This is a genomic window from Corynebacterium jeikeium (assembly GCF_028609885.1).
Classification (GTDB): domain Bacteria; phylum Actinomycetota; class Actinomycetes; order Mycobacteriales; family Mycobacteriaceae; genus Corynebacterium; species Corynebacterium jeikeium.
Window position 1 is genome coordinate 2,203,592 of record NZ_CP063195.1, and the last position, 22,213, is coordinate 2,225,804.

General features: G+C 59.7%; 14 protein-coding genes. 5 read left to right on the forward strand and 9 right to left on the reverse strand.

The genetic code is table 11. From position 1 onward, the window contains the following. The first annotated feature begins 260 nt into the window (after positions 1 to 260). Together CJEIK_RS09915 and CJEIK_RS09920 are read left to right on the forward strand one after the other, a co-directional pair. On the forward strand, positions 261 to 1,202 hold the full coding sequence (locus tag CJEIK_RS09915; RefSeq protein ID WP_231913364.1) for a sortase family protein: 942 nt from the start codon (positions 261 to 263) through the stop codon (positions 1,200 to 1,202). Positions 1,203 to 1,408: 206 nt separating this feature from the next. Further along, positions 1,409 to 2,251 carry a hypothetical protein gene (locus CJEIK_RS09920; protein ID WP_005291989.1) on the forward strand — a complete coding sequence of 281 codons (843 nt, stop codon included), beginning with the start codon at positions 1,409 to 1,411 and terminating at the stop codon, positions 2,249 to 2,251. A 146-nt stretch (positions 2,252 to 2,397) separates the two neighbouring features. On the opposite strand, the gene CJEIK_RS09925 is transcribed toward CJEIK_RS09920, so the two are convergent. Next, on the reverse strand, positions 2,398 to 3,576 hold the full coding sequence (locus CJEIK_RS09925) for an IS256-like element IS1249 family transposase (RefSeq protein WP_005323424.1): 1,179 nt from the start codon (positions 3,574 to 3,576) through the stop codon (positions 2,398 to 2,400). 272 nt (positions 3,577 to 3,848) lie between these two features. On the opposite strand from CJEIK_RS09925, the gene CJEIK_RS09930 reads away from it, so the two are divergent. Next, positions 3,849 to 4,199 (forward strand): hypothetical protein, encoded by a 351-nt coding sequence (locus CJEIK_RS09930; RefSeq protein ID WP_005291991.1) that lies wholly within the window; start codon positions 3,849 to 3,851, stop codon positions 4,197 to 4,199. Then, the gene (locus CJEIK_RS09935) at positions 4,196 to 4,954 is read left to right on the forward strand and encodes a GntR family transcriptional regulator (RefSeq protein ID WP_005291993.1); all 759 of its coding nucleotides are present in this window, start codon (positions 4,196 to 4,198) and stop codon (positions 4,952 to 4,954) included. Before CJEIK_RS09930 ends, CJEIK_RS09935 begins: the two co-directional genes overlap by 4 nt. 111 nt (positions 4,955 to 5,065) lie before the next feature. Here the strand turns inward: CJEIK_RS09935 and tuf are convergent, their stop codons facing one another. The 4 genes from tuf to rpsL form a co-directional block, all read right to left on the reverse strand. Continuing rightward, complete coding sequence (gene tuf, locus CJEIK_RS09940) at positions 5,066 to 6,256, reverse strand: elongation factor Tu (RefSeq protein WP_005291995.1); 1,191 nt, start codon at positions 6,254 to 6,256, stop codon at positions 5,066 to 5,068. Between the two features lie 498 nt (positions 6,257 to 6,754). Next, a complete protein-coding gene (gene fusA / locus CJEIK_RS09945) occupies positions 6,755 to 8,869 on the reverse strand; it encodes an elongation factor G (protein WP_005291997.1) in 2,115 nt (704 codons plus the stop codon). A 274-nt stretch (positions 8,870 to 9,143) separates the two neighbouring features. Further along, positions 9,144 to 9,614, reverse strand: a complete 471-nt coding sequence (rpsG, locus tag CJEIK_RS09950) for a 30S ribosomal protein S7 (protein ID WP_005291999.1) — start codon at positions 9,612 to 9,614, stop codon at positions 9,144 to 9,146. Positions 9,615 to 9,617: 3 nt separating this feature from the next. Next, the gene (gene rpsL / locus CJEIK_RS09955) at positions 9,618 to 9,989 is read right to left on the reverse strand and encodes a 30S ribosomal protein S12 (RefSeq protein WP_005292008.1); all 372 of its coding nucleotides are present in this window, start codon (positions 9,987 to 9,989) and stop codon (positions 9,618 to 9,620) included. A 365-nt stretch (positions 9,990 to 10,354) separates the two neighbouring features. Between rpsL and CJEIK_RS09960 the strand changes: the two genes are divergently transcribed. Beyond that, a complete protein-coding gene (locus CJEIK_RS09960; RefSeq protein WP_034964038.1) occupies positions 10,355 to 12,724 on the forward strand; it encodes an ATP-dependent RNA helicase in 2,370 nt (789 codons plus the stop codon). A 23-nt stretch (positions 12,725 to 12,747) separates the two neighbouring features. On the opposite strand, the gene CJEIK_RS09965 is transcribed toward CJEIK_RS09960, so the two are convergent. From CJEIK_RS09965 to pgfA, 4 genes are all read right to left on the reverse strand, one after another. Continuing rightward, complete coding sequence (locus tag CJEIK_RS09965; protein ID WP_005292014.1) at positions 12,748 to 12,942, reverse strand: DUF4236 domain-containing protein; 195 nt, start codon at positions 12,940 to 12,942, stop codon at positions 12,748 to 12,750. A 101-nt stretch (positions 12,943 to 13,043) separates the two neighbouring features. Continuing rightward, complete coding sequence (locus CJEIK_RS09970; RefSeq protein WP_005292015.1) at positions 13,044 to 17,015, reverse strand: DNA-directed RNA polymerase subunit beta'; 3,972 nt, start codon at positions 17,013 to 17,015, stop codon at positions 13,044 to 13,046. Positions 17,016 to 17,149: 134 nt separating this feature from the next. Then, positions 17,150 to 20,662, reverse strand: a complete 3,513-nt coding sequence (rpoB, locus tag CJEIK_RS09975; RefSeq protein ID WP_034964199.1) for a DNA-directed RNA polymerase subunit beta — start codon at positions 20,660 to 20,662, stop codon at positions 17,150 to 17,152. A 303-nt stretch (positions 20,663 to 20,965) separates the two neighbouring features. Further along, positions 20,966 to 22,042: a cell envelope lipid trafficking protein PgfA gene (gene pgfA, locus CJEIK_RS09980; protein ID WP_005292018.1), complete on the reverse strand. Its 1,077-nt coding sequence runs from the start codon at positions 22,040 to 22,042 to the stop codon at positions 20,966 to 20,968. Positions 22,043 to 22,213: the final 171 nt, after the last annotated feature.

Below are 22,213 nucleotides of genomic sequence, written 5' to 3' on the forward strand. Positions count from 1 at the left end.
ACTTCACCATCGACACCTTCTTGGCCACGATGCTGGACACTCTGCGTATCCAACTAGCCTCATGTGCCGTGTTAAAGCAACGTCAAGTATTCAACCACACCGGGCGCGCCGAAACCAAATCCCTTTCCCCTTTTCTTTATGACGCCCCCACTCACCAACCGCCTTACACTCCACAGAAGGGTTGAGCACTACAATCGCCCCATAGTCAAGTTGGAAAGTGGATGACTTCTAGGTGGCGTCATCGATAAGGAGACACTGCAATGAGCGACTCCCCGAAGCGCGTGATTGGGCGCATCCCTCCACCGAAATCGGCATCCTCTAATCGGCCAGCGCAGTTTAGAAGGCCGACTGAAGAACCTGATGCGGAGTTTTCAACACCGCACAGCGAACGTGCCCAAGTAGCTCAGCGTAGGAAAGCAGAAGCAATCGGGCGGGTTAAGAGCCGACCGAAGCATCGCAAGCGTGACCTCCATAGGCAGAAGCGTTCACAAGGGAAGAGTGTGCCACAAACTCGAAGGCGCAGCGATCGCATTCGCCTCACAGTAGCGCGCATTGGGGTAGCGATTTTTGCTGTCCTAATCACGGTGGCGCTTTGGCAGAGGGAGGATCCGGTCCAACCTCCAGAAGGCTTGGAATCCAATGAAGTCATTGCAGAGCAATCGCCTCCTATTTCCCCGTCGCAGGCAGTAGAGATGTTTATTCCCGCGATTGATGTGCACGCCGAGTTTCAAGATGGTTCTTGCCGGGTGAAGGATGGCGCCATCAATCCGGAAACGATGGATAAGGCATGCACCTACACAGCGGGCGACCGTCCTTATTCTCTGCCGGGCACAAACTCTCCGGACATCGTGGTAATTGCCGGACATACGGGCGCCGGCGTACCCGCAGTGTTTAACAACCTCTATGACGGATCAGCCGACCACCATAGGGTTCAGGTCGGCGACAAGCTTTATGTCCGCACGGTGGACTCGGGTGATAACTGGCTGGTCTATACGGCCACTGATTTACACGACCCCATGAAGGAAGGACTCTCAGAGGATTCCAGCATTTGGGGCGAGGGCGCCAGCCCGGGGCGCCTGCTGACGATCAGCTGTATCCAACCGGCAAACCCTTTGCAATCATCTATTCGAAATGCGGTTGTAGGTTGGCAGTTCCAAGGAACTTCAAATACGGCTAACAATTCTGACTCGAAAGATTCTTAGGAATCCCCCTCAGCCTCCAGAGCGTCCAGAGTACAGCGATAGCCGATTGCGCCTAGTCGAAACGCTTCACCCCCATATGAACGTATTCCATAAGATTCTTAATATAACTTAATGACAGTAGTGGCGTATGTTGCTAGTGTTACCCGTGTTACTTTGACGTGAACTGTAACACGATCACACGACCCAAAATTCTCGAAGGAGATACCATGAAGCGTTTCTCACAGTCCCTGACCGCAGTTGCAATCGCCAGCGCGCTGACCATCGGTGGCGCCACCGTCGCACAGGCACAGGTTCCTGCCCCCGCTGAGATCACCGTCGACGGCGTCCTGTATCAGAAGCAGGCCGACGGTTCCTACAAAGCCAAGCCCACCTTCGAAGGACAACCACCAGCGACCCTGACCGCTGATCAGGCTCAGGCCGAGTGGGAGAAGCAGCAGGGCACGCAGCCCGAGGGCGAGGGTGACCAGGCCGCTCCGGACGCTGAGGGCGAGGGTGACCAGACCGCTCCGGACTCCAACGATCCGGAGGGCATCCCGGCCCCCGCCACCAAGGTCGACAAGGACGGCAACACCTGCTACCAGCACCTGCAGGATCCAACTGTGTACGTGAAGGATCGTAACCAGGTCAACGCTCCTATCACCGACGAGATGCGCGCAGAGTGCGCCACCGATTCCGAGCAGAAGCCGGGCTTCGACAAGAAGAAGCTGGCTTGGCTGGCGCTGCCGGCTACCCTGATCATCGGTGGTATCGTCTGGCACCTCGCTAACGACGGCAAGACCTACGTCAAGGACGAGAACAGCAAGGAAGCTCCGTCTGCCGAGGAGAAGGCAGCTTCCGACAAGATGCTGCAGAACAACAAGGACGAGGTCATTGCCCAGGGCGGCAAGCTGGCTGGCGACAACACCGGCAACGCTACCGAGGCAACCACTGAGCGTGGCATGCTGGCACAGACCGGCTCCAACACCGCTGCACGTGGCCTGGCTGCCCTGGCCGTCGTTGCAATGATTGCAGCCGGCGCCTTCGCTGTTCGCCGCAAGCTGTTCGCTTAAGGCCTAAGGCGGCTAAGTCGCAAAGCGCCTCAGCGCACAAACTCCTGAACCCACCTTCCTCACGGCCACGCCGTGCAGGGGGTGGGTTTCATGTATTCGGTGGGTTAAGGGTCAAAATGTGTGTCTGGCTCGGCGTGTCGCGGGGGTTAGATTTGGCCTTTTTGAATGCCGATTGAGTGGGTGTAGTCGGTGTCGATAGCGTTGTCGTAGAGGGCTGGGCGTCCTGTTTCGTGGTCGGCTTGGTTCTCGGTTTGGGTCAGGGTGGATACTTTGGCGAGTTGGCCCTGGCCCCAGTCGGACTGCCTGGCGATTCGTACTGGATCGTCAGGCAGTTCCGTTTTTAAGTAGAGCCACCAATCCAGCATGCGGCGTTGTCGTTCGCCTGATCTGCCGCGGTGGGTTCTGGCGAGCAGTTTGAGCTGGGCGTTGATGCCGCCTTCTAAGCTGTTGGTGGTGGATTTGATCCGCTCGGGCGCAAGGACTCCTGCTGGCGGGTTGAGGTAGACAAACAGCATCTCGGACCGCCAAAGATGGTTGAGGCTGTTGTAGGCCTTGCGCACGTTGTGGTGGGTCCACACGCGGGTCCATGCACCTGTTTTGGGGTCTTTGATCATGGTTTTCTCGTTCATCCATTCCCGGTAGATCGTTGAAAACTCGTGCAGTTGCACACCCCACGCGGCGGCTTCATCCAGTGTGGTGATCCGGGTCAGTTTCAGCGCAAGTCGGTAGATGGTGCGCCCGGCATCGGTGCGTGGGTTGGTGGTGGTGTAGCGGCGGACCACGCGTTGGGCGTGGACGAGGCAGCGTTGAATTTTCGTAGTCGGCCAGCACTTTTTGATTGCGCTGTATGCGCCTTGGCCGCCGTCGATGACGGCGATGAGTGGGGCTTCGATGCGTTCAAGCAGCAGTTGGTAGTCGCGGGTGGTTTCGTGTTTGCACCAGTGCCAGGCGATCACGTGGTCGATGGTCGCCGCGACGATCAGGCAGCCACCGGCGGTGTAGGTGCCATCGAGAAATACCTGGTCGTAGATCCGCTTGTGGTGGCCGGCGGTGGGGTCAGGCACATCAACGAGCCAGCACCACTTGAAGCGCCGCTTCATGGTGGCGCGGCTAACACCGTTTCGTTTGGCTAGGTCGTCGAGTGATATTGCGGTGGTGCAATGCTCGATGAACTGGGTGAACACTGCCGCGTTGGTGATGTCGTTTCGACGTTTGACGCTGGAGGCGCCGCATTGTTTGCAGCGCCATCTGGTGGTGCCTTTGCTGGTGGTGCCGTTGCGTTTCATTTCACCGCCGCAGTGGCAGCGTGGTTGGTTCTTCGACATTGCGACACCACACCACGCCGCGCATAGCACATCACGGCTGCCACACCGAGGATTTCCCGTCGGGGGCTAGATATATGCTTCCGGAGCATATACTTTCCGGAAACCTACAGGTCAATCCGTGAAAATCCGCGATTCCGGACACACTTTTTGACCCTTAACCCTATTCGGTGGCGCCTTCCACTCCCCTACGACTGTTGAACACTACAATCGCCACATAGTGGATTTTTAGGCCGAATGGCACCGAGGTGGCGTCACCCGAAGAAGGAACACCAATGAGCGACTACCGAAGCAACCCTGAGTATCTGCGCCAACGGCGCGCACTAGTTCGGAAGCACCACCCCGACGCGGGAGGAAGCGACGCAGAACTCATCGAGGCACTGCGAGTATTAGACGCGGCCTGGGATCGGCGCGCGCGACTACGCCGACAAGTGCAAGAACACCGACCTAGCTTCATTTCTGAGGAGACGGCAGACCAGGCTTTGGACGCCGCTGAGCAAGCCGTTGGCGTGGCCGAGAATCTTGCACGCAGCGCCGGAAGGTTCGCCGGCAATGTCCGCCGTACCCTCTTCCACAAACTGCCCCAGGAGTTTCGGCGCGGCTATCAGGAGGGAGACAACGAGTGACCACCCTTTACCAGCAGATCGCCCACGAGCTGCGTGAGGACATCCGTAGCGAGCGGTTCGCGGTCGGGGAACCACTACCGAGTGAGAAGGAGCTTTCGGAGCGCTTTCACGTAGCCCCCGGAACTATGCGACAGGCTCTTAACGTGCTGGTAGACGAAGGAACCCTTAGTTCCAAACGCGGTGCCCGAAAGGTCGTCATGCGGATGCCCGCTCGTTTTCCGGAAATTTCCAAGTTCCGAAGTTTCGCACAATGGGCCTATGGACGCGGACGAACCCCTGGCGGGCACGTCATCAAGCAAGAATGGGTCGAACAGACTGAGCAAGACTCACTGCTACTGCGAATCCCCGACGGCCAGCAGGTACTCACGGTTCTACGCGTCCGCACCATTGACGGTGCACCTGTCATGCTAGAACGCACACGCTACCCCGCTTGGGTGGGCGCGAAGGTCGCAGCTATGGATCCAACGTGTCCCTCTGTCACTAACGAACTAGCGACGCGTCACAATATCCACTTCTTCGCCGCAGACAATGTCTTCTCGGCCTCTAAAGCTGGAGCCGTTGATGCCCAGTGGTTGCCGCTGGCTGCTGGTGATCCAGTTTTGGTACACCGCCGTTTGTCACGCGATGCGAAAGGCTCGCCGTTGGAGATGAGTGAGGATCGCTATCTTGCCGACGCCCTTAGTATCGCCGTCCCGACGTCTGGGAAGAACAACGTACTCAGTTGGACGACGTTGAATCAATTCCCCTGGGAATAGGTTGCACGGATACAATCCTGAATACAAAAACGCCCCGGGCTCTTTAAAGCCCGGGGCATTTTCCGTTTAGCACCGTAGCGCTAAGCGGAGATCAGCGTGAAGTAGTGACTACTACTTGGTGATCTTGGTAACGCGGCCAGCGCCAACGGTGCGGCCACCCTCACGGATAGCGAAGCGCAGGCCCTCGTCCATTGCGACCGGCTGGATCAGGGTGACGGACATGTCAACGTTGTCGCCCGGCATAACCATCTCGGTGCCCTCCGGCAGCTTCACAACACCGGTAACGTCGGTGGTGCGGAAGTAGAACTGCGGACGGTAGTTGTCGAAGAACGGGGTGTGGCGGCCGCCCTCGTCCTTGGACAGAACGTAAACGGAGCCCTCGAACTCGGTGTGCGGGGTGTACGCGCCCGGCTTAGCAACGATCTGGCCACGCTCAACGTCCTCGCGCTTCAGACCACGCAGCAGCAGTGCAGCGTTGTCGCCAGCCTCTGCGGTGTCCAGCAGCTTGTTGAACATCTCGATGGAGGTAACGGTGGTCTTCTGGGACTTCTCGCGGATACCCAGGATCTCGACCTCATCGTTCAGGTTCAGGATGCCACGCTCAACACGGCCGGTAACAACGGTACCGCGACCGGTAATGGTGAAGATGTCCTCAACCGGCATCAGGAACGGCTTGTCGGTCTCGCGCTCCGGATCCGGGATGGAGTCGTCACAAGCCTGCATGAGCTCGAGGATCTGCTTGCCCCACTTCTCGTCGCCCTCCAGGGCCTTCAGTGCGGAGATGTGAACAACCGGAGCTTCCTCGTCGAACTCCTGCTCGGCCAGCAGCTCGCGAACCTCCATCTCGACGAGCTCCAGCAGCTCCTCATCGTCAACCATGTCGCACTTGTTCAGTGCAACCAGGATGTAAGGAACGCCAACCTGGCGAGCCAGCAGAACGTGCTCGCGGGTCTGCGGCATCGGGCCATCGGTTGCAGCAACAACCAGGATAGCGCCGTCCATCTGAGCAGCACCGGTGATCATGTTCTTGATGTAGTCGGCGTGACCCGGAGCGTCAACGTGAGCGTAGTGGCGCTTCTCGGTCTCGTACTCAACGTGGGAGATGTTGATCGTGATGCCACGCTCCTTCTCCTCCGGCGCCTTATCGATGGCGTCGAAAGCGAAGGACTTGTTGGCCTCGGGGAATGCGTCAGCCAGAACCTTGGTGATCGCGGCAGTGGTGGTGGTCTTGCCGTGGTCGACGTGACCAATGGTGCCGATGTTTACGTGCGGCTTGGAACGCTCGAACTTAGCCTTCGCCACTTTGTGTCCTCCTGGACTGCTCGGTGGCTACGACTCTCGCAGCCACATTAACTTTTATTCCCAACCAGCTGCTTCCCCGCAGTTTGCGGATTGCTCACTGGCTAGTTTTCTTACTTCTTGCCGAATTTCAGATTATCCGTGTAACGAACATCTTCGCCTCGACTTTGTGTTTCGAGGCCAGTCGCGCTACACGCGAACTGGGTAACGGCCAGCACACCGCATCCTACGTCACTGTACCCCATCTAGAAAAATTAGCCTCTGTAAGCAAAGCCAAAACCCCACATAAATTAGGGTAAGCCCTTAGAGACAACTATTTCTAGCCGTCTTAGCTAGTTATCTATTTGGTTACTTTTTGACGCAGGCCTGCGCCGTGCTGACCCCTACCCCGCAAGGCCCCTCACCCCGTGAACCCTCTTGTCAGCCCCGTTACGACGGAGCCTTGGGCGTCACAAGGATGAAGGAAGCCTTAGCTAGAGAGGGGCGGAAACGACCCCAGTATTAGGCCTGGCCTCCGGTGCGCTCCGCGATGATGTCGGAAGCAACGTTGGTCGGAACCTCACCGTAGGAGTCGAAGATCATCGAGAAGTTTGCACGACCGGCGGTGCGGGAACGCAGGTCACCGATGTAGCCGAACATCTCAGACAGCGGCACCTTAGCCTTGACAACCTTGGCGCCAGCACGGTCGTCCATGGAGGAAACCTGGCCACGGCGGGAGTTGATGTCGCCGATGACGTCGCCCATGTACTCCTCAGGGGTGATGACCTCAACAGCCATCAGCGGCTCCAGCAGAACCGGCTTTGCCTTGGCAACTGCTTCCTTCAGAGCCTGAGAACCGGCCAGCTTGAAGGCCATCTCAGAGGAGTCGACCTCGTGGTAAGCACCATCCAGCAGGGTGGCCTTGATGTTTACCAGCGGGAAGCCGGCCAGGTAGCCGTACTGCATAGCGTCCTGGATACCAGCGTCGACAGACGGGATGTACTCCTTCGGCACGCGACCACCGGTGACCTCGTTGACGAACTCGTAGGTCTCCTCGGAGCCCTCCTCCGGCGCGTAGGGCTCGACGGCAATGATGACGCGCGCGAACTGACCGGAACCACCGGTCTGCTTCTTGTGGGTGTATTCCAGCTTCTCGACCGGCTTGCGGATGGTCTCGCGGTAAGCAACCTGCGGGTTACCGATGTTCGCCTCAACCTTGAACTCGCGGCGCATACGGTCAACCAGAACGTCCAGGTGCAGCTCGCCCATACCGCCGATGACGGTCTGGCCGGTCTCTTCATCCAGCTTCACGGTGAAGGTCGGGTCCTCTTCCGCCAGCTTCTGGATAGCGGTACCCAGCTTCTCCTGGTCAGACTTGGTCTTCGGCTCGATGGCGACCTCGATAACCGGATCCGGGAAGTCCATGGACTCCAGGATGACCGGATCCTGAGCGTCACACAGGGTGTCACCGGTGGTGGTGTCCTTCAGGCCGATGAAGGCGTAGATGTGACCAGCGGATGCACGATCCACCGGCTGCTCCTTGTTGGAGTGCATCTGGAACAGCTTGCCGATGCGCTCCTTCTTGTCCTTCGTGGAGTTGGTGACCTGCGCACCGGATTCAACGGAACCGGAGTAAACGCGGACGTAGGTCAGCTTGCCGAAGAACGGGTGTACGGCAACCTTGAATGCCAGAGCGGAGAACGGCTCGTCCTTGGAGGGCTTGCGCAGAACCTCAACCTCGGGATCCTTAGCGTCGTGGCCCTTGATGGAGCCGACGTCCATCGGGTTCGGCAGGAAGTCGATAACAGCGTCCAGCATCGGCTGGATGCCCTTGTTCTTGTAAGCAGAACCACAGTAAACCGGGTAAACCTCGGAGTTAACGGTCAGCTTACGGATCTGTGCCTTCAGCTCATCAACGGTGAGTTCCTCACCGGCGAAGTAGCGCTCCATGAGCTCCTCGTCGGACTCAGCAACGGTCTCGACGAGCTTCTCGCGGTACTCCTCGGCCTTGTCCTTGAGATCCTCCGGAATGTCCTCGTAGGTCGGCTCCGCACCGATCTCTACCTTGCCGCGCCAGGTAACAGCGCGCATGTTCAGTAGGTCAACGATGCCATCGAAGTCGTCCTCAGCACCGATCGGCAGGGCCATTACCAGTGGCTTTGCACCCAGGCGGTCGACGATGGTCTGCACCGTGTAGTAGAAGTCTGCGCCCAGCTTGTCCATCTTGTTGACGAAGCAAATACGCGGAACGTCGTACTTGGTTGCCTGGCGCCAAACCTGCTCGGACTGCGGCTCCACGCCTTCCTTGGCGTCGAACACAGCCACCGCACCGTCCAGGACACGCAGGGAGCGCTCCACCTCAACGGTGAAGTCCACGTGGCCGGGGGTGTCGATGATGTTGATCTGGTTACCTTCCCAGAAACAGGTGGTAGCAGCGGAGGTAATGGTAATACCGCGCTCCTTCTCCTGCTCCATCCAGTCCATCGTGGAGGCGCCATCGTGGGTCTCACCGATCTTACGGTTAATACCGGTGTAGAAAAGGATGCGCTCCGTGGTGGTGGTCTTACCAGCATCGATGTGCGCCATGATGCCGATGTTGCGGACCTTCTTCAGGTCGGTCAACGCTTCAAGTGCCACTGGGTTACCCCGCTCATTTCGTTGTTGAGCGACTTTGCTGGAACTTCCATGTTGTTCACATTGTTGTTCAGTAGTGCTTCTAAAAGCCCCGAAAGCCGCAGGCGATTACGTACTCGTTCTATTGTGCCAGCTTTACGCTGTCACGTCTCGTTGAGGGTCTGCTGTTTTCTAGTGTTTTCTCGTGTCTACTAGTTAGCGCCCTCACGCGCTTAATAGCACGATAGCCCCACTACCCCTATATGAAGTTGAGGGTTGTGAGGCTATAAAACCACTGTTACCAGCGGTAGTGGGCGAAGGCGCGGTTGGCCTCTGCCATCTTGTGAGTGTCTTCGCGACGCTTCACGGATGCACCCAGACCATTCGATGCGTCCAGGATCTCGTTGGCAAGACGCTCGGTCATGGTGTTCTCACGACGCTGGCGGGTGAAGGTCACCAGCCAACGCAGTGCGAGGGTGGTGGAACGGCCGGGGCGAACCTCAACCGGAACCTGGTAGGTAGCGCCACCAACACGGCGGGAACGAACCTCAAGAGCCGGCTTAACGTTGTCGAGAGCCTTCTTCAGGGTGAGGATCGGATCGGTGCCGGTCTTCTCGCGGCACTGCTCCAGAGCGCCGTAAACGATGCGCTCTGCGGTGGACTTCTTACCGTCAAGGAGAACCTTGTTAACCAGCTGGGAGACGAGAACGTCGCCGTAAACTGGATCCTTGACTAGCTGTCGGGAAGGTGCTGGACCCTTACGTGGCATTGTTTACTTCTCCTTCTTAGCGCCGTAGCGGGAACGTGCCTGCTTGCGGTCCTTAACACCCTGGGTGTCGAGGGAACCACGCACGATCTTGTAACGAACACCCGGGAGGTCCCTCACACGACCACCGCGGACGAGCACCATGGAGTGCTCCTGCAGGTTGTGGCCCTCACCCGGAATGTAGGCGGAAACCTCGATACCGGAGGTCAGGCGAACACGGGCGACCTTACGCAGTGCGGAGTTCGGCTTCTTCGGGGTAGTGGTGTACACACGGGTGCACACACCGCGGCGCTGCGGGGAGCCCTTCAGCGCAGCAGTGGCAACCTTCGTGCTCTTATCGTGACGGCCCTTGCGGACCAGCTGCTGAATAGTTGGCATAGATGAACTTTCTTTCGGTTCTTTCGGTGCAGTATCGCAACGCGGCCACCGAAGTGGTGACTGCCCTGCGGGTTGAGCATTTGTAGCTTTGGGGATCCCAAAGGATGCGCACACACGAAAAATAAGGGGCTCTTCCTTACGGGGCCTCTTCCGTGGTGTATCACCCCACGCAATAACGTGGAGATCCCTGCATCGCACTCCAGCTGCACAACCGGCCTAGACGTTAGCCCGGCATAAACCTCGGCTAACCTGTGGCCACCACTGCACCAGCGGAGACAATACAATCTACGGGGAAGAAGTTTAGTGCACCTTGTGCCAGCTACCAAATCCCATTTTCTTAAACGCACTGGCCTACAATCATCGCGATGTTTCCTTACCCGTTCGACCTTGCATCCATCGGCGAGGGGCTACCCGCCGCCGAGCTGCTCCCCCGAATCCCCCAACGCGGCCCTTTGGTGGTGGAAGCACCGCCGGGAACTGGTAAGACAACCCTAGTCCCTCCAGCACTCTCCAATATTTTGCAGAGCTCAGTGCAAACAGCCCCTCCGCAGAAAGTACTCGTCACCGCGCCTCGTCGCGTGGCCGTCCGCGCGGCTGCCCGGCGCCTTGCGCAATTGGACGGCACCCGCGTCGGTGACCGGGTCGGTTATAGCATCCGCGGCGAACATCACCCAGGAACTCTCGTGGACTTCGTCACCCCGGGTGTGCTCCTCAATCGCCTGCTTGCAGACCCCGCCTTAGAGGGCGTGGGTGCGGTCCTCATCGACGAAGTCCACGAGCGCCAATTGGACTCCGACCTTGTGTTGGCCATGTGCCAGGAAGTCGCCATGCTGCGTGAAGGCGACCCCACCGAGGAGCTCTACCTGTGCGCCATGTCCGCCACTGTCGACACGCAGAAGCTCGCGGAGTACATGGGTGCGCAGGTTGTATCCACTCCAGCAGTCACCCACCCCCTCGAGATTTCTTATCACCCTCACCCCGAACGTGCACAGGGCTCACCCGCTTTCTATCGCCATGTTGCCAAACTCGCACAACAGGCTATCGACAACCAGCGCGAGTCTGGTCACGCGGATCACCGCACACTCGTTTTCGTCCCCGGACGTAAAGAAATCGACTGGGTCTGTACCCACCTCCCCGACGCTGCCCCGCTGCATGGCAGCTTGACGTCCCAGGAACAAGACGCAGCACTGACCGGAGACTCCCCCATCGTGGTCGCGACCTCCATCGCCGAATCTTCCCTGACTGTTCCCGGTGTCCACGCGGTCATCGACGCAGGCCTTTCTCGCACACCCCGCCGCGACCAAGCACGCGGGATGTCCGGGCTTGTCACTACCTCCACTTCCAGAGCTAGCGCCGATCAACGTGCTGGTCGCGCAGGGCGCCTTGGCCCAGGCCAGGTCTACCGTGCTTACTCTGCCGCTGACTACTCCCACTTTGCACCCGACATCACCCCGGAGATCCTCTCCTCGGATCTTGTCGCCGCTGCTCTCACGCTCGCCGCATGGGGTTCCCCCGATATCTCTCTTCTCGACGCCCCTCCGGCCGCAACTCTCACCGTTGCCCACCAGGAACTGCACTATCTGGGTGCCCTGGACTCAAAGGGTTCCATTACCGAGTTAGGCCAGAAGCTTGCGCGCATTCCCGCCGACCCACGCCTCGGAGCAGCCCTGCTGGCGCACGGCTCAGGCGCAGCCAAAGTTGTCGCGGCGCTGGCTACCGGTTTGCAAGGGGATCTGGCCGAAGCAAAGCCACCAGCTTCCGAGGTCCGTCGCTTCGCCCGGATGGTGAATGACCATGGCACGGCTACTCCGGGCGACATCGTGGCCTCTGCCTACCCCGACCGTGTGGCCAAACTCGTGGGCACAGACGCCGACCAGGCAGTGTATCTGCTGGCCTCCGGCACCCGTGCCACGCTGGCCCCTGAGTTGCGCCGCACACTCAGTGGCTCCGAATGGCTGGCAGTGGCAGAAGTGCAATTAGGACGTACTCCCCTGATCCGTGCCGCAGCAAGCCTGCAGCAGCCAAGCCCATCGCAGATCCGGGAAGACGTCACCGCACACATAACTGAAGGCAAGCTCCGGGCCCGGCGCACCCGCCACCTCGGAGCCATCGAGCTTTCCAGTACGCCAGTTTCGGTCAGCGAACTCAGCGAGGCAGATAGGCACCAGGCCGTCGCAGCCTTAGCAGCCGAGGGACTTGGGTGGCTACAGATGACGGAGGGGGCGTCAATAGTAAAAGAGAGAGTCGACTACCTGCGTCAGCAGCTGGGGGAACCTTGGCCGGATCTTGCCACAGGCGATTACACGCCAGAGGCCGAGCGAGTGGTCGCGGGCGAAAGAATCGTCGATATCGACGCCTACCAGGCGATCATGCGCCAACTCCCGTGGCCCGAGGCAGGGCGAATGGATGAACTGGTGCCGGAACGGCTGGAAGTGCCCAGTGGGTCTGCACCGAAGATTGGATACGAGACCGGACGACCGATAGTGCGCGTCAAGCTGCAGGAATGCTTTGGACTGGCAGAATCCCCCACTATTGCAGGTAAAAAAGTTCTGTTCCACCTGCTTTCGCCAGCGGGGCGCGAACTAGCTGTCACCGATGATCTTAAAAGCTTCTGGGACGGCCCTTACCAGGGCGTGCGCAAAGACATGCGGGGGCGCTATCCGAAGCACCCATGGCCCGAGGATCCATGGTCGGCGACAGCAACAAAGAAGACTAAACGCGCCTTAAGGAACTAGGAAATCAGCGCGGTGGCGCGAAACTAGCGACGCTTGCTGCCGAATGTCTTGGTGAAGTTCAGACCCCGGATCGGGGTGTGGATCGTCACGGATTGGCGACCGTCGGCGCGCTGGGTAATGCGCATCGGTCCGATACGGGTGGAACCACCCACTCCGCCGGAAGAGGTGTTCACCTTGAACGGACCGAAATTTTTGGAATCTCGAAACATAAAGCCCATGCAGCACATGATAAGGCACCGCAAGAAAAAGCGGGTACTTCCCCTTGCGTTAGGGAAGCACCCGCTCTAAGCGAACCTACTGATTCGCGCTGGAGACTGAGTTACATCAGATCCATATCGTCCAGCGGCACGGCAGCACCAGTGAACTCACCGTAAGTGTCGTCGGCGTAGAAACCATCGCCGAAGGAGGACGGCAGGGAGTAAGCCGCTGCGCGGGCCTCCTCGGTCGGCTCAACACTGATGTTGCGGTAGCGGGAAATACCCGTACCGGCCGGGATCAGCTTACCGATGATCACGTTCTCCTTCAGACCGATGAGCTTGTCCGAACGCTTGTTGATAGCAGCGTCGGTAAGCACGCGGGTGGTCTCCTGGAAGGAGGCCGCGGACAGCCAGGACTCGGTTGCCAGGGAGGCCTTGGTGATACCCATGATCTCCGCACGAACCTCTACCGGACGGCCGCCAGCCTTCACGGCTTCCTTGGACGCTGCCACTGCATCGGCGTGATCCACCAGGGAGCCCGGCAGGAACTCGGTCGAACCAGAGTCGATAACGGTCACGCGACGCAGCATCTGGCGCACGATGATCTCGATGTGCTTGTCGTGGATGGCCACACCCTGATCGCGGTAGACCTTCTGGACCTCGTTGATCAGGTGCTGCTGCACGCCACGGCGGCCCAACACGCGCAGAACCTCGTGCGGGTCGGCAGCGCCCTTAAGCAGCTGCTGGCCCATCTTCACGTGGTCGCCATTGCGGATCGGGCGCTCCACGCCACCGGTGCCCAGCGTTGCCAGGCCCTGGCGCTTGGACAGCTTCTCGTACACCACATCGTCGGAACCGTCATCCGGCTCGATGGTGAGGGTGAAGAAGTTGTCGTCGTCCTCAATGCGCACCTTGCCGTCCACCGACGCGATCGGGGACTTCGCCTTCGGCACACGAGCCTCAAACAGCTCCTGAACACGCGGCAGACCACCGGTAATGTCGCCACCGACACCACCCAGGTGGAACGTACGCATCGTCAGCTGGGTACCCGGCTCACCAATGGACTGGGCGGCAACGATACCAACGGCCTCGCCGATCTCGACCTTCTTGCCGGTCGCCATGGAACGGCCGTAGCAGGTGGAGCACACGCCGGTGTTGGTAGCACAGGTCATCACGGAGCGGACCTTTACTTCCTCCACTCCAGCCTCGATGAGAGCCTTCAGCTCGCCCTCGCCAATGACGTTGCCCTCGGCAACGACGACGGTGCCGTCGGAGGCGGTGGCGTCACTAGCTAGGTAGCGACCCAGAACAGACGTTTCGACGAAGTCCGCCGGGGTGTAGTTGCCGGTCGGCTTGCCCTCGGCGTCCAGAACCGGAACGGCCACTGGCATAACAGCGCCCTGCTTGGTGCCACAGTCGTCCTCGCGCACGATGACGTCCTGTGCCACGTCCACCAGACGTCGGGTCAGGTAACCCGAGTCGGCGGTACGCAGTGCCGTATCGGCCAGGCCCTTACGGGAGCCGTGGGAGTTGTTGAAGTACTCGAGCACGGACAGGCCTTCACGGAAGGAGGTCTTAATCGGGCGGGTGATGTACTCACCGCGCGAGTTCGTAACCATGCCCTTCATGCCGGCCAGGGTCCAGATCTGACGCATGTTACCGGCAGCACCCGACTTCACGATCATCGGAATCGGGTTGTCATCCGGGTACAGATCCTCAACGGACTGACCAACGAAGTCAGTGGCTTCCTTCCACAGGTCCACGAGGGACTGGTAGCGCTCGGCCTCGTTGATCTTGCCGCGTGCCATCTTCTTCTCGATAACACGGGCCTTGGCCTCGTAGTTATCCAGAACTTCCTGCTTATTCGGCAGAACCAGCACGTCGTGCATGGTGATGGTCACACCGGAGCGGGTTGCCCAGTAGAAGCCGGCATCCTTCAGCTTGTCCACGGTCTGCGCCACGGTGATCATCGGGTACTTCGCCGCGAGATCGTTAATGACGGCAGCCTGTGGCTTCTTCGCCATGACGCCCTCTACGTATGGGTAGTTCCACGGCAGCAGCTCGTTGAACAGCACGCGACCCAGGGTGGTCTCCGCCAGCCAGGTCTGGCCTCGCTGCCAACCATCCGGGAACAGCTCGGCCTCGATCTCCGCGGTCGGACGCAGGTGGCTGATGCGCACGTGGATCGGAGCCTGCAGGCCGAGTACGCCACGGTCGTAGGCCATGATTGCCTCAGCCAGGGAGGAGTACACGCCCTGTGCGGGGCCTTCCTCTGTAGCCGGTGCGAAAGCACCCTGGCCACCGAACTCCTCCGGCTTCTTCAGCAGAGTCAGGTAGTACAGACCGGTGACCATGTCCAGACGCGGCATAGCCAGCGGCTTACCGGATGCCGGGGACAGAATGTTGTTGGAAGCCAGCATCAGGATGCGAGCCTCAGCCTGTGCCTCTGCGGACAGCGGCAGGTGAACAGCCATCTGGTCACCGTCGAAGTCCGCGTTGAAAGCCTCACAAGCCAGCGGGTGCAGCTGGATAGCCTTACCCTCAACCAAGATCGGCTCGAAGGCCTGGATACCCAGGCGGTGCAGGGTAGGCGCACGGTTCAGCATCACCGGGTGCTCGGCAATAGCCTCTTCCAGAACGTCCCACACCTCGGGGCGCTGGCGCTCCACCATGCGCTTGGCGGACTTGATGTTCTGCGCGTAGGACTTCTCCACCAGGCGCTTCATCACGAACGGCTTGAACAGCTCCAGAGCCATCAGCTTCGGCAGACCACACTGGTGCAGCTTCAGCTGCGGACCAACGATAATCACGGAACGGCCGGAGTAGTCCACACGCTTACCCAGCAGGTTCTGGCGGAAGCGGCCCTGCTTGCCCTTCAGCAGGTCAGACAGGGACTTCAGCGGACGGTTGCCCGGGCCGGTAACCGGACGGCCGCGACGACCGTTGTCGAACAGTGCGTCGACGGACTCCTGCAGCATGCGCTTCTCGTTGTTCACGATGATCTCGGGTGCGCCGAGATCCAGCATGCGCTTCAGGCGGTTGTTGCGGTTAATAACGCGACGGTACAGATCGTTCAGGTCGGAGGTCGCAAAGCGGCCACCGTCCAGCTGCACCATCGGACGCAGCTCCGGCGGGATCACCGGGATGCAATCCAGAACCATGCCGGCCGGGTCGTTGCCGGAACGCAGGAACGCTGCGACTACCTTCAGGCGCTTCAGAGCGCGCAGCTTCTTCTGGCCCTTGCCGTCACGGATGATCTCGCGCAGGGACTCGGCCTCGGCCTCGAGGTCGAAGCTGCGGATCAGGGTCTGGATGGCCTCTGCACCCATACCGCCGGTGAAGTAATCCTCGTAGCGGTCAACCAGCTCGTTGTAGATGTTCTCATCCACAATCATCTGCTTCGGAGCCAGCTTGACGAAGGTGTTCCAGATCTCGTCCAGGCGGTCGATCTCGCGCTCAGCACGCTCACGGATGTGGCGCATCTCGCGGTCGGCTGCGTTCTGCACCTTCTTCTTAGCGTCGTTCTTGGCACCGGCAGCCTCGAGCTCGGCAAGGTCGTCCTCGAGAGTCTTGGCTCGGTCGGCCAGCTCCGCGTCGCGCTCCTGCTCGACTTCCTTCTTCTCCAGCAGCATCTCTGCCTCGAGAGTGGACTGGTCGTTGTGGCGACCCTCCTCGTCCACGGAAGTGATGATGTTGGCGGCGAAGTAGATGATCTTTTCCAGATCCTTCGGAGCCAGGTCCAGCAGGTAGCCCAGGCGAGAAGGCACGCCCTTGAAGTACCAGATGTGGGTAACAGGCGCGGCAAGCTCAATGTGGCCCATGCGCTCACGGCGAACCTTGGACTTGGTCACCTCAACGCCACAGCGCTCACAGATGATGCCCTTGTAGCGCACGCGCTTGTACTTGCCACAGCCACACTCCCAGTCACGGGTGGGGCCGAAAATGCGCTCGCAGAACAGGCCGTCCTTCTCCGGCTTCAGGGTGCGGTAGTTAATGGTTTCAGGCTTCTTGACCTCGCCACGGGACCAGCGACGGATGTCGTCCGCAGTCGCTAGACCGATGCGAAGCTCATCGAAAAAGTTGACGTCCAGCACGTGGACTTCCTTTCCCCTCCTCTTTCTGGAGGGCTTTGGGTAGTTACGGCGCCTTAAGCTGTGTTGTTTGTCGGGCTCAGGCGCCGGAAATACGGCGAATGTACGAAAGTCAGATGTTTAGGGTCGTCAACGCCCTAGCTGACGTCCATGTCAGCATCCGGACGCTCGTCACGGGACAGGTTGATGCCCAGAGCCGCGTTAGCGTTCTCCAGCTCATCGTCATCGTCAGAGGACAGCTCCATCGGGGTGCCGTCGGCAGCCAGAACCTCAACGTTCAGGCACAGCGACTGCAGCTCCTTTAGGAGGACCTTGAAGGACTCCGGGATACCAGGATCCGGGATGTTCTCGCCCTTCACGATCGCCTCGTACACCTTCACACGGCCAACCACGTCATCGGACTTGATGGTCAGGAGCTCCTGCAGAGTGTAGGCGGCACCATATGCCTGCATTGCCCACACCTCCATCTCACCGAAGCGCTGGCCACCGAACTGCGCCTTACCACCCAGCGGCTGCTGGGTAATCATGGAGTAAGGACCAGTGGAGCGAGCGTGGATCTTCTCGTCGACCAGGTGGTGCAGCTTCAGCATGTACATGTAGCCCACTGCAACCGGGTACGGGAAAGGCTCGCCGGAACGGCCGTCAATCAGGTTGGACTTACCGAAGTCGTCGACCTGACGCTCGCCGTCGCGGTTCGGCAGCGAGGAACGCAGCAGACCGGACAGCTCCGCGTTGGAAGCACCGTCGAACACCGGGGTGGCGGTCAGGGAGTCCGCCGGAACCTCGTATAGCTCCTCCGGCAGGGTCTCCAGCATCTTCTGAATCTTCGGATCCTGAGAGTCAGTGTCGACCTTCCAACCGGCCTTAGCCAGCCAGCCCAGGTGCACCTCCAGGACCTGACCAATGTTCATACGACGCGGCACGCCGTGGGTGTTCAGGATGATGTCGATCGGAGTGCCGTCCGGCAGGAACGGCATGTCCTCCTGCGGCAAGATCTTGCCGACAACACCCTTGTTGCCGTGACGGCCGGCGAGCTTATCGCCGTCCTGGATCTTGCGCTTCTGGGCAACGTAGACGCGAACCATCTCGTTCACGCCTGCGGCCAGGTCGTCGTCATCCTCACGGGAGAACACGCGAACGCCGATAACCTTGCCGGTCTCGCCGTGTGGCACCTTCATAGAGGTATCGCGGACCTCGCGGGCCTTCTCACCGAAGATGGCGCGCAGCAGGCGCTCTTCCGGAGTCAGCTCCGTTTCACCCTTCGGGGTGACCTTACCGACCAGGATGTCGCCGTCGCGAACGTCCGCGCCGATGCGGACGATACCGCGATCGTCCAGGTCAGCCAGGACATCCTCGCCCACGTTAGGAATGTCGCGGGTGATCTCCTCCGGGCCCAGCTTGGTGTCGCGGGCGTCAATCTCGTACTCCTCGATGTGAATCGAGGTCAGAATGTCTTCCTCAACCATGCGCTGGTTCAGGATGATGGCGTCCTCGTAGTTGTGGCCTTCCCAAGGCATGAAGGCAACCAGCAGGTTCTTACCCAGTGCCATCTCGCCATTGTCGGTGCCCGGGCCATCGGCCAGAACCTGGCCTGCCTCAACACGGTCGCCTTCGTCCACCAGCGGCTTCTGGTTGTAGCAGGTGCCCTGGTTGGTGCGCTCGAACTTGCGCAGCATGAAGGTATCGCGCACACCCTCGTCGTCCATGACGGTGATGTAGTCAGCGGAGACGTACTCAACCACGCCAGCCTTCGGTGCGATGATCATGTCGCCGGCGTCATAAGCGGCACGCAGCTCCATACCAGTACCCACGTACGGGGCCTCGGAACGCAGCAGCGGCACAGCCTGACGCTGCATGTTGGCACCCATCAGTGCACGGTTAGCATCGTCGTGCTCGAGGAACGGAATCATAGCGGTTGCCACGGAAACCATCTGTCGCGGCGACACGTCCATGTAGTCCACCTCGGTGTACGGGACGACCTCCACGTCGCCGCCGCGCAGGCGAACCTCAATGCGCTCCTCAGTGAACCGGTGATTCTCATCGAACGGGGTGTTCGCCTGAGCAATCACGTGGCGGTCCTCTTCGTCCGCAGTGAAGTAGTAGACCTCATCGGTGATCTGCCCATCCACAACCTTGCGGTACGGGGTCTCGATGAAGCCGAACGGGTTCACGCGAGCATAAGAGGACAGGGAGCCGATCAGACCAATGTTCGGACCCTCAGGAGTCTCAATCGGGCACATGCGGCCGTAGTGAGACGGGTGAACGTCGCGGACCTCCAGGCCAGCGCGCTCACGGGACAGACCACCCGGACCCAGCGCGGACAGGCGGCGCTTGTGGGTCAGGCCGGACAGGGAGTTGTTCTGGTCCAGGAACTGCGACAGCTGAGAGGTGCCGAAGAACTCGCGGATAGCCGCGGAAACTGGGCGAACGTTGATCAGGGAGGTCGGGGTGATCGACTCCGCATCCTGCGTAGTCATACGCTCACGCACGACGCGCTCCATGCGGGACAGACCCACGCGAACCTGGTTCTGAATCAGCTCGCCGACGGTACGCAGACGGCGGTTGCCGAAGTGGTCAATGTCGTCGGTATCAATCGGGATCTCGGTGCCGTCCGGGGAGGTCATGGACTTCTCACCGGCGTGCAGGCGCACCAGGTACTCGATGGTGGTCAGGATGTCCTCTTCCGTGAGGGTCATCACGCCATCGGTGTCGCCGCCCAGGCCCAGCTTGCGGTTGACCTTGTAGCGGCCAACCTTAGCCAGGTCGTAGCGCTTCGCCTTGAAGAAAGAGTTCTCCAGCAGAGCCTGCGCGGAGTCGCGCGTCGGCGACTCGCCCGGACGCTGCTTGCGGTAGATCTCCAGCAGAGCCTCGTCGGTGTTGTCCACGCCATCCTTTTCGAGGGTGGACATCATGAGCTCGGAGAAGCCGAAGCGGTCGGTGATCTCCTGCGTGGTCAGCCCCAGTGCCTTCAGCAGCACGGTAACCGGCTGGCGACGCTTGCGGTCAATGCGCACGCCAACGGTGTCGCGCTTGTCCACGTCGAACTCCAGCCATGCACCGCGGGAAGGGATCACCTTCACAGAGTGCAGCGGACGCTCGGTAGATGCGTCGATGGAGGCGTCAAAGTACACGCCCGGGGAACGGACAAGCTGGGAGACAACGACACGCTCGGTGCCGTTGATGATGAACGTGCCCTTGTCGGTCATCATCGGGAAGTCACCGATGAAGACCGTCTGGGACTTGATCTCACCAGACATGGAGTTGGTGAATTCCGCGGTCACATACAGCGGTGCCGCGTAGTTGATGTCCTTATCCTTCGCCTCGTCGATGGTGGACTTCACGTCATCGAAGCGGGGCTCGGACAGGGTGAGGGACATGTTCTCGGAGTAATCCTCGATCGGAGAGAGCTCCTCGAGAATCTCCTCAAGTCCGCTCATGATGCGGACGCCCTCCCCTGCCTCTGCTTGGGCACGTGCACGCCATTCGGGCGTGCCAACGAGCCAAGCGAAGGACTCTCGTTGGAGGTCTAGAAGGCCTGGAACCTCAATTGGAGCGTCGATCTTCGCAAAGCTGTGTCGCTGCGGAGCTCCGGGAATTCCGGCCACTGAGCTGGTCTGGCGGGAGACTGCCAAGATGGGTCCTTCCAGCACAACATCGGTCGGCACTACGTGGTGGAGCTGTAGTGCGCGGTCGTGATTGTGTGTGTACGGTCTCGTGATGGTCGATTTAGTTGGATTTTCCCTGCCAAACTATCTCCACGCAGAAACGACTAAACGACCTTGTCAAATGGCCTTTTTGGCACGTTTGGCAAAGTCTGCTTCATATGTAATGTCTTCACATCACTTCTGCGTAGCTTTGTAGTCGTTTCGTTGTAGCCGATAGCTCAACACTTCAAATCCAGCGCAACGAACTATCCTATAGCATCGCTGCGCGATTGTCTAGGCTTCTTCAGACTAGTTCTCAGGCTGCTCGTCGGCCTGTTCCTCAGCGGGCTTCCCTGCTCGCTTCTCGGCCCGACGCTCTTCTCGTCGCTCAGCCCTACGCTTAGCGCGCCGCCACAGAACCAACACCACGGATGCTGCTGCCACAATAACACCCGCGACAATCAATGCAACCCCCCACTTATCAGTGTGGCGTTGCCCGCTAACCTCCATGGCCTGATCCAGCATGGACTGCGTTACCCTCTGCGGAGTCTTCCCATGGAACTGCAGCAGGTTCTGCACGTCCTTACCAGAGTCATCGCGGTACGTGTCCTTTACGTTCTCCTCCACGCTAACCAGCAAGCCAGACTTTGGCTCCACTGTCAGCTCGCGCCATCCCTCATGGAACAGTTGGGCACGCTGCGGCTTTCCATCCTCCCCTTCAACGGTGATGGTGTTGCGCACTCCCGCATACTCCTTGGCCACGGAAGTTGCCGGGATCTCTTGGCGGAATACATAAAGCTCGTGCTCGTGGCCATCGGCGGTGGTCACATTACGCGTGCCGGTGAACTCCGCAGGCAACGCCCGACGTAGCGTCATATCGAAGTAATCGTAAGAGCGCTGCTCAGTCCCCTGAGGGAACTTGGCCCAGTAACCGGCAATCTCCCCGTCGGTAGCCGGTGTAGCGGGAGTGTCCGAAACCTTCGCATTACCCTTCGCCTCACCGGTCCGGCGGTCCACGGTAAAGCTCCATACCTGCGCATCTAGCAAAGATTCCAGGTCGTCTTTCACGTCCGCTCGGGCGGTCGTCACACCAACGCGCGCGCTAGCTTCCTCGTCAGTAGCAGGTTCTTCGAGCGTGATCTTGAACTGCCTGTTGACCGGCGCCGTCACATCCTCCTTGCCGTCTACCCCTTGGTAGTTCGGGCCAATGACTGACGCAGGATCGTTCAAGGTGATCGTCGTCGCAGCCAGGTCTAGAGGCACAGCCTTGTCGTTCGATACAACCTTAGGGAGCATGACGCCCACAGTGATCAGTGCTACGCCAATCAGTGCACCGAGCGCACCCAGAATGTATAGGCCTTTGCCGGAGCCCTCTTTATTAGTCACTTCTCTGCCACCATCTGCGTTTAGATCAGTTCTATCGATCCGCGCACCTGAAAGGTCAGGCACACGGTTTATCAATCGTCCCCTAAGCGTAGCAAGACAACAAAAAACCGCCGGAAATCACCAAATGTGATTCCCAGCGGCTTTGCTTTACTTGCTATACCAACGCATTCG